The sequence below is a fragment of the Ruegeria sp. YTSC004 genome (assembly GCF_059609805.1).
Window position 1 is genome coordinate 190,275 of the sequence record NZ_JBXWMJ010000005.1, and the last position, 13,499, is coordinate 203,773.

Annotated in this window: 12 protein-coding genes; 7 read left to right on the plus strand and 5 right to left on the minus strand. The window is 58.4% G+C overall.

Translation table 11 applies throughout. The features are described from left to right. Positions 1–224 precede the first annotated feature (224 nt). On the plus strand, positions 225–890 hold the full coding sequence (locus tag AC2FFP_RS11415) for an SDR family NAD(P)-dependent oxidoreductase (protein WP_496725879.1): 666 nt from the start codon (positions 225–227) through the stop codon (positions 888–890). A 5-nt stretch (positions 891–895) separates the two neighbouring features. Here AC2FFP_RS11415 and AC2FFP_RS11420 read toward each other — a convergent pair whose 3' ends face one another. Then, positions 896–2,353: a 2-isopropylmalate synthase gene (locus tag AC2FFP_RS11420; RefSeq protein WP_496778880.1), complete on the minus strand. Its 1,458-nt coding sequence runs from the start codon at positions 2,351–2,353 to the stop codon at positions 896–898. A gap of 147 nt (positions 2,354–2,500) precedes the next feature. On the opposite strand from AC2FFP_RS11420, the gene AC2FFP_RS11425 reads away from it, so the two are divergent. From AC2FFP_RS11425 to AC2FFP_RS11435, 3 genes are all read left to right on the plus strand, one after another. After that, on the plus strand, positions 2,501–4,159 hold the full coding sequence (locus AC2FFP_RS11425; RefSeq protein ID WP_496767428.1) for an NAD+ synthase: 1,659 nt from the start codon (positions 2,501–2,503) through the stop codon (positions 4,157–4,159). 285 nt (positions 4,160–4,444) lie between these two features. Beyond that, complete coding sequence (locus tag AC2FFP_RS11430) at positions 4,445–4,729, plus strand: hypothetical protein (RefSeq protein ID WP_496725882.1); 285 nt, start codon at positions 4,445–4,447, stop codon at positions 4,727–4,729. A gap of 154 nt (positions 4,730–4,883) precedes the next feature. Beyond that, a complete protein-coding gene (locus tag AC2FFP_RS11435) occupies positions 4,884–6,212 on the plus strand; it encodes an NAD(P)/FAD-dependent oxidoreductase (RefSeq protein ID WP_496881038.1) in 1,329 nt (442 codons plus the stop codon). A 4-nt stretch (positions 6,213–6,216) separates the two neighbouring features. Here AC2FFP_RS11435 and AC2FFP_RS11440 read toward each other — a convergent pair whose 3' ends face one another. After that, entirely contained in the window at positions 6,217–7,149 is a 933-nt protein-coding gene (locus tag AC2FFP_RS11440; protein ID WP_496767422.1) for an MBL fold metallo-hydrolase, read from the minus strand. 116 nt (positions 7,150–7,265) lie between these two features. On the opposite strand from AC2FFP_RS11440, the gene AC2FFP_RS11445 reads away from it, so the two are divergent. Both AC2FFP_RS11445 and gltX read left to right on the plus strand, forming a co-directional pair. After that, the gene (locus AC2FFP_RS11445; protein WP_496881039.1) at positions 7,266–7,700 is read left to right on the plus strand and encodes a DUF1801 domain-containing protein; all 435 of its coding nucleotides are present in this window, start codon (positions 7,266–7,268) and stop codon (positions 7,698–7,700) included. Between the two features lie 60 nt (positions 7,701–7,760). Beyond that, positions 7,761–9,086: a glutamate--tRNA ligase gene (gltX, locus tag AC2FFP_RS11450; RefSeq protein WP_496778873.1), complete on the plus strand. Its 1,326-nt coding sequence runs from the start codon at positions 7,761–7,763 to the stop codon at positions 9,084–9,086. Positions 9,087–9,136: 50 nt separating this feature from the next. On the opposite strand, the gene AC2FFP_RS11455 is transcribed toward gltX, so the two are convergent. Further along, on the minus strand, positions 9,137–9,706 hold the full coding sequence (locus AC2FFP_RS11455) for a gamma-glutamylcyclotransferase family protein (protein ID WP_496778871.1): 570 nt from the start codon (positions 9,704–9,706) through the stop codon (positions 9,137–9,139). 95 nt (positions 9,707–9,801) lie between these two features. Here AC2FFP_RS11455 and AC2FFP_RS11460 point away from each other — a divergent pair, with 95 nt between their 5' ends. Continuing rightward, positions 9,802–10,254, plus strand: coding sequence for an RrF2 family transcriptional regulator (locus AC2FFP_RS11460; RefSeq protein WP_496881040.1), 453 nt, complete (start codon positions 9,802–9,804; stop codon positions 10,252–10,254). Here the strand turns inward: AC2FFP_RS11460 and AC2FFP_RS11465 are convergent. Then, positions 10,251–12,779, minus strand: a complete 2,529-nt coding sequence (locus tag AC2FFP_RS11465; RefSeq protein WP_496881041.1) for an ABC transporter permease — start codon at positions 12,777–12,779, stop codon at positions 10,251–10,253. The genes AC2FFP_RS11460 and AC2FFP_RS11465 overlap by 4 nt on opposite strands. After that, on the minus strand, positions 12,776–13,471 hold the full coding sequence (locus AC2FFP_RS11470) for an ABC transporter ATP-binding protein (RefSeq protein ID WP_496706040.1): 696 nt from the start codon (positions 13,469–13,471) through the stop codon (positions 12,776–12,778). Before AC2FFP_RS11470 ends, AC2FFP_RS11465 begins: the two co-directional genes overlap by 4 nt. Positions 13,472–13,499: the final 28 nt, after the last annotated feature.

Below are 13,499 nucleotides of genomic sequence, written 5' to 3' on the forward strand. Positions count from 1 at the left end.
CGCCGGATGGCACGCTCAGAGGCGGATTAGGATCAGTAGGCCACGCAGAGACGCACCGCGAAGGGCGGTGTCGGCAATCAGGATATCTGCGCGGTTGATCATGGGGTTGAGGTTATACATCGCGCGGCGGGAATGAAAAGAACGAATTTTCCTCCGGCATATGAAGAGATTTCTTTTTTCCCACATGTGTTGATCACGCATTGCCGACGGCTAGTTCAACCCGCATGGAAACAGCACTTATCATCGGCGCCTCGGGTGGGATCGGAGGTGCAATTGCCAACCGGCTTCGGCAACAGTCGGTCGACGTCACCACATTGTCCCGGTCACAGGACGGATTTGATTTGACCGACCCCGAGATCGTAGATCGGACGCTGGCGGGCGTTTCCGGTCCGTTCGACCTGATCCTGGTCGCGGCTGGCGCTCTTGAGGTTAATGGTGCCACCCCCGAGAAAACCATCAGACTGCTATCCGCTCCGGCGATGATGGATCAGTTCGCGCTGAATGCGGTCGGACCTGCGTTAGTTCTTGCGCATGCCGCGCGCTTGCTGCCGCGCGACCGGCGCGCCGTCTTCGCCGTGTTGTCTGCGCGAGTGGGGTCGATTGGTGACAACCGGCTTGGTGGATGGATCAGTTATCGGACGTCCAAGGCGGCGCTGAACCAGATTGTCCGCACATCCGCGATCGAGCTTGCCCGGAGCCATAAACAGGCGATCTGTGTCGCCTTGCACCCCGGTACGGTCACGACAGCATTCACCCGGAAATATGTTGGGCGGCACCCTGCGGTTACGCCTGATGAGGCCGCCCGGAACCTGCTATCCGTATCAGCCGCGTTAAATGCGGCTGATACGGGTGGTTTTTTTGACTGGGCGGGAAAGCCAGTGCCCTGGTAGATTGATTACCCGTCAGAGGCGGATGTATCAGGCTCGGTTTCGGTATCCGTCGCGTCGGGCGCGCTTACGTTCTCACTGGGTAGGACGCCGTTTTCCCAAACGCCGGTTTCTTCCAGGCCATTGGCATAACGCATCGTGCCATTGCCGTGGCGTTTGTTATCCAGAAAGGTGCCTTCGTACACGTCGCCGGTGGCATAGGTTGCCACACCCTGACCACTGATTTTGCCTTCGGCCCAGCCGCCGGTATAGCTGAATCCGCGTGGGGTTTTTATAGTTCCCTCGCCGTGACGCTGACCGTCTTGGAAATCGCCTTCATAGGACGTTCCGTCCGGAAATGTCGCCTTGCCTTTGCCCTGACGCGCGCCATCTACCCAGTCGCCTTCGTAGCGATACCCGTTTGCGAATGTCAGAACGCCCGTGCCATGGCTCAGGCCATTCTTGAACTGTCCCTGGTAAACAACACCGTTGGGATACGTGGCCTTGCCGTTGCCCTCAAAGATGCCAGCCGTCCATTCGCCGTCATAGACGGTGCCATCCGGATAAGTCTGAACGCCTTTGCCATGCGGCAGATCTGCGCTGAAATCACCAGTATAGGTCGCGCCATCAGGATAGGTGACCTCACCCAGTCCTTCGATCTGGCCGTCCACCCATTCGCCGGTGTAATCAAACCCGTCGGTCCCAAGAAAGCGTCCTTTTCCGTGGCGGCGGTCATCGGCATATTCGCCCTCATAAGTCGCACCGTTGGCATAGGTGGCCTTGCCATTGCCCTGACGGCGGCCATCAACCAGATCGCCCTCGTAAAGGTCGCCATTGGCCTGCAACAAGCGGCCCTTGCCGGTCATGCGGTCCTGAGACCAATCACCGGTATATGTCATGCCATCCGGAACGGTCAGAGTACCCTGGCCATCGCGCAATCCGTTGTTGATTTGCCCTTCATAGACGCTGCCTTGCGTCGAGGTGATCTTGCCCTCGCCGTGCTTGACGCCATCCTTCCAGTCGCCATCGTAGACGTAACCGCTGGGGTCGGTCAGAACGCCTTTGCCGTGATAGCGCGCGTCGCTGAAGCTGCCCTCGTATCGGACGCCGTTGGTGTATATTGCAACTCCGGTCCCGTTGATGGACCCTTCGGCCCATTCCCCCTCATAGCTGCCTCCGTCGGGGTATATGATCTTGCCCTGCCCCTCGGGTTGCCCCTTCGCGAACATCCCCTCGTAGACCGAGCCGTTGACATAGCGCGCTATGCCTTTGCCCTGAATTTCGCCTTCGACCCATTCGCCGACATATTCGAACCCGTTTGGCAGGCGGTAAGTGCCTTCGCCGTGGCGCAGGCCGTTCAGGAATGTGCCCTCGTACACGCCGCCAACATCATCATCCGCAACGATGACCTGCCCGTCCTGCGCAAAGGCGGATGCGGCCAGCAAAGCCATCGCCGTGGCGGCCAAAGAAATGCGGATAGCGTTCATGGTTTTTCCTGCCTTGCCCGGTTGTCACGTTTTAAAGCAAAACTAAGATACCCGTGCGGACAGAGCAACGTGTTTTGCCGCATTTGACTTTCACTCGCGGTGCGATCTGCTAAATGGCATTAGGACTGACGAGGGCAAGAGGGCAGCATGGCCAACCGTTTCCGCATTACTCTGGCACAACTCAATCCCGTTGTTGGGGACATCCAAGGCAATTTGGACAAAGCGCTTGCGGCGTGGGAGCAGGGGCGCGAAGCTGGTGCCGACCTTGTGGCTTTCCCCGAAATGTTCATTACCGGTTACAACACGCAGGATTTGGTGATGAAGCCGGTGTTCCATCAAGCGGCCATGGCGGCGGTTCAGTCGCTGGCTGCACAATGTGCCGATGGCCCTGCCATTGCAATTGGTGGTCCGTGGACGGAAGACGGCAAGCTTTTTAATGCCTACCTGATCCTCAAGGGCGGTCGCATCGGCAGCAAGGTGCTGAAACATCACCTGCCGAATGAAACCGTGTTCGACGAAGTTCGCCTTTACGACGCGGGCCCGTTGGGGGGGCCGTACTCGGTTGGTAACTCGCGGATCGGTAGCCCGATCTGCGAAGACAGTTGGCACCCGGATGTCTCGGAAACACTGGAAGAGACCGGGGCCGAGTTTCTGCTGATCCCCAATGGCTCACCTTACTTCCGCAACAAATATGATGTGCGCCTCAATCACATGGTCGCCCGTGTGGTCGAGACCGGCTTGCCGCTGATCTACCTGAACATGGTGGGCGGTCAGGACGATCAGGTTTTTGATGGCGCGACTTTCGGCCTTAACCCGGGCGGAGAACTGGCCTTTCGAATGCCGGTCTTTGATGAGGCCGTAACACATGTCGATCTGGAACACGGTGATGAGGGCTGGCGTATTGTGCCTGCTGAAGTTGTGCCGCAGCCGGACGAATGGGAGCAGGACTATCGTGCCATGGTCCAATCCCTGCGCGATTACATGGGCAAGACCGGGTTCAAAAAGGCGTTGTTGGGGCTGTCGGGTGGAGTGGACTCGGCGTTGGTCGCGGCAATTGCCGTTGACGCAATCGGTGCGGAAAACGTCCGTTGCGTGATGCTGCCATCGGAATACACCAGCCAGGCCTCGCTGGATGACGCTGAAGCCGTCGCCAAGGCGCTGGGCGTGCATTACGACTATGTTCCGATCTCGGACAGTCGGGCGGCGGTGACAGACACTTTGGCCCCGTTGTTTGCGGGCCGCGAGGCGGATTTGACCGAGGAAAACGTCCAATCCCGCCTGCGCGGTTTGCTGCTGATGGCGATCTCGAACAAGTTTGGCGAAATGCTGCTGACCACGGGCAACAAGTCCGAGGTGGCTGTGGGTTACGCGACCATCTATGGCGACATGAATGGCGGCTATAACCCGATCAAGGATCTGTATAAAACGCGCGTGTTCGAAACATGCCGCTGGCGCAATGCCAATCACCGTGACTGGATGATGGGCCCCGTAGGCGAGGTGATCCGACCGTCGGTCATTGATAAACCCCCCAGTGCTGAGCTGCGCGAAGACCAGAAAGACAGTGACAGCCTGCCGGACTACCCGGAACTGGACGCGATCCTGGAAATCCTGGTCGACCGCGATGGCTCGATCGCTGATTGCGAAGCAGCAGGATTCGAAGCAGATGTCGCCCGTCGCGTAGAGCATCTGATCTATATCAGCGAATATAAGCGGTTTCAGTCCGCACCAGGTACGCGCTTGACCAAGCGAGCCTTCTGGCTGGACCGCAGATACCCGATTGTGAATCGTTGGCGTGACCGGTCTTGAGCTGAAACCACGCGTATTTTTTTAAGTCTCCGATCGTTTCCAAAAAAGGGTGCTTGAGGGCACGCTTTTATTCATTGTCCCTGTGGTGGGGACAGTGCATATCTAGATTCGGCTTAGGCCGTTTAACACGCTTGAAATCAGGACATTTTTCTGACACATTTTAGCTTAATTGCCGCCTCATGTGGGGCAGATGCGGCGCATTCTTAAGTGTCTCGATGTTTATGATCGAGGTTTGTTTGTTACGCATCGTGAATTGCGTGTCTGTGTTAACGATTTGGTGTGAAAATGCGTGAGCAATACGATAGACCACTCCACTCGCCGCTTCCGTGGCGTTCGATGGAATCTGAGGGTCATGAAATAGACGAAGATCAGGTCGATTCTGCCATTGCCGACCTCTTGGGGGCTGAGACGCCGCCAGAGCAGAAAACGGCACCAGGGCAATCAGTGGCTTTTTCGATTCTTCCTGAACTGCTTTCACAAGAAAGCATGTCCGAAGACTCTGCCGACAACGATGCTGGGCTTACAGCCACATTGCGTCAGAAATGGGCGGAACTCTGCGGCGCTGCTTGACGGCCCGAGCCCGCTGAACTGAACAGTGCCAGAGATCATTCTGGCACTATAACCACAGCTTCTGAAAATTGTGATCGGCGCGTCAGGCGACATGTTGCCTATTGTCTGATACCGCGCATTCATTGCGGTCCGAGCAATGAAGTAAGAGCGGCGGATGCCCGGTCCAAAACCAACTCCTGTAGAACCCGATCTGCATCTGCCCAAGTCTGTTGACGTTGTGGTCATAGGCGGCGGAATCATCGGCGCATCAACGGCTTTAGAGCTGACAGAACGGGGCGCGTCGGTTTTGCTGTGCGAAAAAGGCCATATCGCGGGCGAACAAAGTTCGCGAAACTGGGGATGGGTGCGATTGGGGCTGCGAGACCCCCGGGAAATCCCGCTCATGTTAGAGGCGCAGCAGATCTGGCAGGGCCTGGATCAACGCACCGGACGCCAAACCGGTTTTACGCGTTCCGGCATCCTTTTTGGTGCATCGGGGAAACGGGATCATGCAAATCTTGGACGCTGGATGCGCCATGTTGAAGGTTTGCAAACTGGCGCTCAGATGGTTTCGGGTGCTGAACTGGATAGCTTACTGCCCGACAATCAATCGGGCCTGAAAGTTGCCCTGCACATGCCAAGGGATGGACGAGCTGAGCCGCAATGGGCCGCCCCTGCGATCGCTGAAGGCGCACGTGACAAAGGGGCGTGCCTGATGACCAACTGCGCTGTGCGCAACGTGGATGTTGAGAACGGTCATGTCTCGGGTGTGTTTACTGAGCGTGGTCGGGTGGCCTGTGCGCGAGTGGTTCTGGCCGGGGGTGCATGGTCGCGCCTTTTTGCGGGAAATGCGGGGATTGACCTGCCACAGCTTAAGGTTCTCAACACGGTCTTACGCACATCCCCGGTGGATGGGCCGGAAACGGCAATATGGTCAGATGACTTTGCGATGCGAAAAAGGGCCGATGGCGGCTATACAATTGCGTCCGGGCACGAGAACACCGTGGATATTGTCCCGGACAGTTTTCGGCTTGCAATGCAGTTTGTTCCGGCGTTCCGGCAGGAGTGGCGATCCCTGCGGTTCAGGCTTTCCAAGCGCTGGGCGGCAGAGGCGGGCGAGGACCGATCATGGTTGCACACCGACGTCACGCCATTCGAACATTGCCGGGTGCTAGATCCTGAGCCCTCTGCCAAGGTCCTGAGGCAGACATGGGCACGCGCGCGCAAAGGGTTCCCGGTATTGGAGCAGGCAGAGATCATTCAAAGCTGGGCAGGTTTGATCGACGTCACCCCGGACGCCATTCCGGTGATATCCTCGGTCGATACCATGCCGGGAATGTTTGTCGCCACGGGGTTTTCAGGTCATGGATTTGGGATCGGCCCCGGAGCGGGGCGTTTAATGGCTGATCTGGTTTGTGAAACCACGCCATGCGTTGATCCGACCGCCTTTCGCCTGTCCCGATTTACGGATGGTTCAAAGGTGCGGCCGGACCCGGGATACTAGGGTACTATCCCATCATCTGATAGCTGACCGGCACAAAGCGGAACCCTTCGCCACGGGGTTCAACGAAGCCAGCCGCCGGGAATGGCATGTGATAGCCGATCATCGGAACTTTGTCGGCGGCCAGCATGCCCAGCACGTCGCGGCGCGACGCCGTGGCTGCGGCCTTATCCATGTCAAAGCGAACCTCCCACTCGGGGTGGGCAAAGGACCAGACGTAGTGGTTGGCCAGATCGGCCGTCAGAACCAGACGCTGCCCATTGCTTTCCAGATGATAGACCGTATGACCAGGCGTATGGCCATAAGCTGCAACAGCAGTGATGCCCGACGAGACTTCACCGCCATTTTCAACAAAGGTCATCTTCTCGGCCAATGGCGTGACCTTGGCAGCGACCAGATCCCCGACACGATTGCCTGCGTCCTGCGCCGCCCAGAAGTCATATTCCGGAGAGGAGGTAACATAGCGCGCGTTCGGGAATGTCGGCGCGTCATTTGTTGTCATGCCGCCGATATGGTCGGGATGCATATGGGTGATGACGACGACATTGATCTGATCCGGGGTAACACCCGCATCAGCCAGTGCCGCTTGAATACCACCTTGGCCCAGCCCTGTGTCGAACAAGACCAACTCCGACCCGGTATTGACCAAAGTCGGGGTAAAGAAGAATTGCGCGACATCTGGTGAGATGAAATTGTCTGCTGAGACCTTTGCAAAGTCTTCATCAGATGCCCCGCCGCCAAATATCTCTTGCGCTCCGTCACGGGGCAGGCTGCCGTCCAGCAACGTCGTGACGGTGAAATCGCCTAAAGTGAACGATTTGGCGATGGTAGAATTTGCCTTGGTCTCGGCTCCGGCTGCCAGAACCGGTGCGGCGGCTGCGGCAAAAGGTAAAGCTGCCGCTGATCCCAGTGCTGCGCGGCGTGTCAATTTGATGGTCATGTTGGTTCTCCCTGTCAGAACACCAATAGGTGAATTAGATCGGCGCGAGTCTCTTGCCAGTGTATACCCTTTTCAAATGGGCTGCGTGGATGAACATTACGTGTTAATTTTTGTTTATGGCGCGATCTGGGAATAAAACTGCCCCCACAGGGCAAAGCGTCGAGGGCTTTTTGGCGGCTGTTCAACCGGCGAAGAAGGCAGATGATGCCCGGGCGTTGGATGCCCTCTTTCGGCACGCGACCGGGTTTGAACCCGTTATGTGGGGGGCGTCGATTGTGGGCTATGGTCGTTACCATTATCGCTACAAGTCCGGGCGTGAAGGAGAGTTTCTGGCAACCGGGTTTTCCCCGAGCAAAACGGCTCTGTCGATCTACATCATGCCCGGCTACGCGGATTTCGGGGATATTCTATCCAGACTGGGTAAACACAAGCTGGGCAAGTCCTGTCTCTATGTGAACAAGCTGGCGGATATTAACACGAATGTTCTGTCTGAACTGATCTGCGCCGGGCTAAAGGACTTGAATCAGCACTGGCCGGTCCAGCCGACCTGAACGCCTTTGCTGGACAATCGACCAATCCTGTGACATGAGCCGCGCCAACAGGAGACACCTATGACAACCACCCGTTTTGCCCCGTCGCCCACCGGTTACATCCACGTGGGCAACCTGCGCACCGCCCTGATGAACTATCTGATCGCACGCAAGGCCGGCGGTACGTTCATCCTGCGCATCGATGACACCGATCCTGAGCGGTCGAAGGAAGAATATGTCGATGCGATCAAGCAGGATATGGAGTGGCTGGGCCTGCACTGGGACCGGGTTGAGCGTCAGTCGGATCGTCTGGACCGTTATGCCGAAGCCGCAGACAAGTTGCGCGAGATGGGCCGGTTCTATGAGGCATTCGAGACGCCGACCGAGCTGGACCTCAAGCGTAAGAAGCAACTGAACATGGGCAAGCCGCCGGTCTATGACCGCGCGGCGCTGAACCTCAGTGATGCCGAGAAAGAAGCGCTGCGGGCCGAGCGTGGCAGCGGCGTCTGGCGCTTCAAGCTGGATCACGAGCGGATCGAGTGGAATGACGGCATTCTGGGCGACATCTCGATCGATGCGGCATCCGTGTCCGATCCGGTTCTGATCCGTGGCGACGGTCAGGTTCTCTACACGATTGCGTCGGTGGTGGATGACACCGAAATGGGCGTCACCGATGTGGTGCGTGGCTCGGACCATGTGACCAACACCGCGACCCAGATTCAGATCATCGAGGCGCTGGGCGGCACCTGCCCGCGTTTTGCGCACCATTCGCTGTTGACCGGTCCGCAAGGAGAGGCCCTGTCAAAACGGTTGGGCACGCTGGCCCTGCGTGATCTGCGTGAACAGGGCGTGCAGCCGATGGCGTTGCTGAGTCTGATGGCGCGTCTTGGATCGTCTGATCCGGTTGAGCTGCGCTCGGACATGGCAGAACTGATCGAAGGATTCGATGTGAACCGCTTTGGCGCTGCCCCGACCAAGTTCGATGTGCAAGACCTGTTCCCGCTGACGGCAAAGCATTTGCAGTCCCTGCCTTTGGCCGACGTGGCCGAGGCTGTGGCTGATGCTGGTGTTCCTGCCGATCTGGCCGAACCCTTCTGGGCGATGGCGCGCGAGAACATCACCACTTTGGCTGATCTCAAGGGCTGGTGGGAGCTGTGCCGCGACGGAGCAGAGCCGCTGATCGCGGATGAGGATCGTGACTTTATCGCAGAGGCGATGACCTTGCTGCCCGAAGGTCCGTTCGATGGCGAAACCTGGGGCAAATGGACCAGCACGGTAAAAGAAGCGACCGGCCGTAAGGGCAAGGGCCTGTTTATGCCGTTGCGCAAGGCCCTGACCGGCATGGAGCGCGGGCCTGAGATGGCCACTCTGTTGCCACTGCTGCAGGTAATCCGCGCAAAAGCTTGAGCGTATTAGAGAGAATGAGGAAAAGCGGGGTCGTTCGATCCCGCTTTTTTCTATGCGTTCTGCACAATCCGGGCTGAGAGAAGGCTGAGACGATCATCCACGAATTCAGTCTCAACCGATTTCAACTGTAGATGGCGCGGATATCGGGGCTCGGCCCGGTCGTTCAGGATCGGTGCATCCCATCCATCTGTGGTGGCAAAGAAACGATCTGCACCCTTTTCACCAAATGCGCGCAGGTATCCCTGCACGACCACATCAATGTAACTCAGTAGCAATGGGTGGTGATTGCTTGGAGCGCTGTGCCCGTCAGGAGACACAGCGTAGACGGCAATCTCGACCTCGTGCTTTATAGGGTGCGTGACGGATTGTGTAGCGGGAATTCGGCTATAGGCCCACTCCCGTTCGTCTAGCGCGATCCAATCATTTTTCGGCACATGTGCAATCATGCCTTCTATCTCGGATGCGGGGTCTGGTACCGCAGTCAGAAAGGCGACCGGTCGCAGGTCAGTGTGCCGCCATGCGCGCCGCCAGCCTTTGAGACGGGCAGGATGCGGATCGGGAAAGTCGTGGGTCGACAGATTCACAAGGCTGCCGTAGCCAAAGAAATAGGGATCTGCCATGGGCCTGCGTGTCCTTTCCTGACGATTGATGTATGTCAAACCGCTTTTATGCCGGACATGCAATAAGTCTGCATCTTGAAACTTGGGAGGTCACGATGCGGATAACCAAACGGACGAACATTGCGGTACGGCTGCTGATGTATTGTGCAGCGCATCAGGATAGGCTGGTTACCAAGTCCGAGATTGCCGAAGTCTGCAATATTTCCGAGAACCATCTGGCACAGGTCATCAATCAGCTCAGCCAATTGGACTATCTAAGTACTCAGCGCGGTCGCAACGGCGGTATGGTATTGGCCCGGTCGGCCGAACAGATCCGGATCGGATCGGTGTTTCGTGATGTCGAAGGCAACCTGCCGCTGGCCGAGTGTTTTGCGGATGCCGACAACACCTGCCCATTGACGGATGCATGTCGATTGCGGATGGCGCTTCAGGACGCGGCTGAGGTCTTCTATGCCTCACTGGACGAGATTACGCTGGAAGCCCTGATCTGCGACAACGATCCTTTGCTGCAGATCCTGCAACCGGTTGCCTGCGAGCGTGCAGGTTAATCGCTGGCACGCAGGATGCGGGCAGGGCGGACGGCCAGGGGACGCAGGGCAAAGATCAGCCCCGCGCCAAGTGTCACGATGATGCCAGCCAGAACAATTCCGATTGCAGACGGCCAGATCACCGAGAATTTCGTGTCGAAAATATAGGTGGCAACGGCCCACCCACCTAGGATGCCGGTCAGTAGCGCAACGCCACCAGCAGCCGCGCCCAACAGCGCGGCGCGCAGGGCAAAGCTGAACAGGATGCGCCGCCGGTCCGCGCCCAGTGTTTTGAGGATCGCGGCCTCATATCGGCGCGCGGGTTCCCCGGCCGCGGCAGCACCGATAAGGACCAAGAAGCCGGTCAGCAGAGAAATACCCGCGCCGTATGACGTTGCCGCTGCGATGCCCGCCAGCAGGCCCGAGACGCGGTCAATCGCGTCGCGCACCCGGATCGCCGTTATGTTGGGGAACTTCCCGGCCAAATCGCGCAGAATTGCAGTTTCGGCCTGTTCTTCGGCATAGACCGTCGCGATAAAGCTGTGCGGGGCACCTGCAAGGGCCGATGGGTTCATGGACATGATAAAGCCCATACCTGCGTTTGAAAAATCAACCTCGCGCGTTGATGTAAGTTCTGCGGTAATGTCCCGGCCCAAAATATTCACGGTCAATTGGTCGCCGAGTTTAAGGCCCATTTCTTCCGCCTCCTCGGCTGCGAAACTCACCTGCGGGGTACCGGTATAGTCTTCGGCCCACCATTCGCCCGAGGTTATGCGCGCGTTATCAGGTGGCCGGACGGAATAGGTGATGCCCCGGTCGCCATCCAGTACCCAATGATCGCCTGCCACTTCGCGGGCGGGCTTGTCGTTGATCTGCGTTATGATCCCGCGCAGCATCGGTGCGCTTTCGATCCGGCTGACGCCGGGGTCGGTGGTTAACCTGTCGTTAAAACCCGGCATTTGGTCCTTCTGGATGTCGACGAAAAAGTAAGACGGGGCAACGTCCGGCAAGTTGCCGGAAATTGCATTGCGCAAGGTGCCGTCGATCTGCCCAACGGCCGCCAGAACCGAAAGCCCAAGACCCAGAGACAGTACAACGGATGCAGCGCCCTCGCGAGGGTCGGAAATGGCCGACAAGGCCCACCGAAGGGCCGGACGCCCGCGCGCTGATGGGGCGCTAAGCCGAGCCAGCCGGCGCACCGCATAGGCCGCAGCGGACAGCAGCAGCAACGCGCCCACCAACCCTCCGGCGGTCCAGAACGTCAGGCGCGCCGAGCCGCTGAACCAGGCAGCTGACGCGATCAGCAGCGCGAGGCCGGAACCAGTTGCGATGAGGTACACCCCTCGTGGAACCGCACGTGCCGAGGTCAGAGCATCCCGAAACAGGGTCGCTGCGCGGACGTCTTCGGTGCGGGCAAGGGGCCAGAGCGTGAACAGAAAGGCCGTCAGAAAACCGTACAACGCTGCTTCGGCAAGCGGTGCCGGATAAAATGAGAAAACCGCGGGTACAGGCAACCGGGCTTCAATCAAGGGGGCCAGCAGCAGCGGCAGCAACCCGCCCAAGGCAAGGCCCAGCAAGATCCCGATCCCCGACAGGACACCGATCTGGATCATATAAGTTTGGAAAATTGTCGCCCTGTCAGCGCCCAGAGTGCGCAATGTCGCGATAGTCTCGGTCTTTTGCGACAGATAGGCGCGCACAGCCGCCGATACTCCGATACCGCCGACTGCAAGGCCCGACAACCCGACCAGAACCAGAAATGCGCTGAGCCGCCCGACAAACTCGGCAATCCCCGGCGCACCGTTGCGCGCGTCGGTCCAGCGCATACCGGTACCCTCAAAGTTCTGACGCGCTTCTACCGCTAGATATTGCAGCTCGGTTCCTGATGGCAGGGCTAGGCGGTATTTGGTGGAAAACAGGGTTCCCGGTGCCAACAGGCCGGATGCTTGCAAGTCTTCGGTCCGCACCAGCGTGCGAGGGCCCAGACCAAAGCCATCTGCCGCCCCGTCCGGTTCATGGATCAATGCGGCGGTCAGGATGAATTCTTGCGTCCCCAGTGCAAAGCGATCTCCGACGGAAAGACCCAACCGGTCAATCAGCGACGGATCCATTACCGCGCCGGGAAGACCTTGATGTGTCCCTAAAGCCACCGACAGGGGCATTGCAGGCTTCAAAACCGGAGACCCCAATAACGGGTAGGTGTCGTCGACTGATTTAACCTGTGTCAGCGCGCGTTGCGTTTCAGCGCCCTGATCAGCAACAGCCATAGAGCGAAAATCGACCACTTCAGAGACAGCTGTCCCGGTCTGGTCCATCCAGGCGCGTTCGTCATCTGTGGCAAATCGGTAGGTGAATTCCAGTTGCGCATCCCCGCCCAACAGGGCCGCGCCTTCTTCGGCCAATCCAGCTTGGATCGCGTGGCGCACCGATCCAACTGCTGCGATTGCGGCGACACCCAGCGCAAGACACGCGAGGAAAACGCGAAACCCATGCAGCCCGCCCCGAAGTTCACGGCGTGCCAGACGCCCGGCCAGCCGAAAGCTCATTCCGCAGCCTTTTGCTGGCTGTCTTCCGAAATTCGCCCGTCGCGCAAGCGTACAACCCGATCGCACTTGCGCGCCAGACTATGACTGTGGGTTACAAGCACCAGAGTGGCGCCGTGTTTGTCGCGCAGGCCGAACAATAAATCGACGATAGCCGCGCCGTTCGTTTCGTCCAGATTTCCTGTCGGTTCATCCGCCAGCAAAATTTGCGGACGCGGCGCGGCGGCCCGGGCCAGCGCAACGCGTTGTTGTTCGCCGCCCGACAATTGCGCCGGATAATGATCGCGGCGGTGCGACAGGCCAACCGCGTCAAGTTCTGCCGCAGCGCGTTGAAACGCATCCTTGTGTCCGGCCAATTCCAGCGGCGTGGCCACATTTTCCAGGGCGGTCATTGTTGGGATCAGATGAAAGTTCTGAAAGACGACCCCCATCGCATTGCGTCTGAAACGGGCCAGAGAATCCTCATCCATGCCAGTCAGATCCTGGCCAAGGGCTGTGATCTTGCCCGCGCTTGCCTGTTCCAACCCGCCCATCAGCATCAACAGCGAGGATTTGCCGGACCCGGACGGTCCGACAAGCCCAAGCGTTTCGCCTTTGGCGACGGTCAGGGTAATATCGTGCAGGATATTGACCCGGCCGGCATTGCCATCCAGCGACAAAGCGGCATTTTGGAGCGAAAGAACTGGTGTCGTCATAAGTACGTCCAAAAGGAGACGGTCATTT

What these genes read in the sequence shown, in the direction of transcription:
- AC2FFP_RS11415 (WP_496725879.1), top strand. Translation starts at nt 225, where the DNA reads ATGGAAACAGCACTTATCATCGGCGCCTCGGGTGGGATCGGAGGTGCA.
- AC2FFP_RS11420 (WP_496778880.1), bottom strand. Translation starts at nt 2,353, where the DNA reads ATGAACGCTATCCGCATTTCTTTGGCCGCCACGGCGATGGCTTTGCTG.
- AC2FFP_RS11425 (WP_496767428.1), top strand. Translation starts at nt 2,501, where the DNA reads ATGGCCAACCGTTTCCGCATTACTCTGGCACAACTCAATCCCGTTGTT.
- AC2FFP_RS11430 (WP_496725882.1), top strand. Translation starts at nt 4,445, where the DNA reads ATGCGTGAGCAATACGATAGACCACTCCACTCGCCGCTTCCGTGGCGT.
- AC2FFP_RS11435 (WP_496881038.1), top strand. Translation starts at nt 4,884, where the DNA reads ATGCCCGGTCCAAAACCAACTCCTGTAGAACCCGATCTGCATCTGCCC.
- AC2FFP_RS11440 (WP_496767422.1), bottom strand. Translation starts at nt 7,149, where the DNA reads ATGACCATCAAATTGACACGCCGCGCAGCACTGGGATCAGCGGCAGCT.
- AC2FFP_RS11445 (WP_496881039.1), top strand. Translation starts at nt 7,266, where the DNA reads ATGGCGCGATCTGGGAATAAAACTGCCCCCACAGGGCAAAGCGTCGAG.
- gltX (WP_496778873.1), top strand. Translation starts at nt 7,761, where the DNA reads ATGACAACCACCCGTTTTGCCCCGTCGCCCACCGGTTACATCCACGTG.
- AC2FFP_RS11455 (WP_496778871.1), bottom strand. Translation starts at nt 9,706, where the DNA reads ATGGCAGATCCCTATTTCTTTGGCTACGGCAGCCTTGTGAATCTGTCG.
- AC2FFP_RS11460 (WP_496881040.1), top strand. Translation starts at nt 9,802, where the DNA reads ATGCGGATAACCAAACGGACGAACATTGCGGTACGGCTGCTGATGTAT.
- AC2FFP_RS11465 (WP_496881041.1), bottom strand. Translation starts at nt 12,779, where the DNA reads ATGAGCTTTCGGCTGGCCGGGCGTCTGGCACGCCGTGAACTTCGGGGC.
- AC2FFP_RS11470 (WP_496706040.1), bottom strand. Translation starts at nt 13,471, where the DNA reads ATGACGACACCAGTTCTTTCGCTCCAAAATGCCGCTTTGTCGCTGGAT.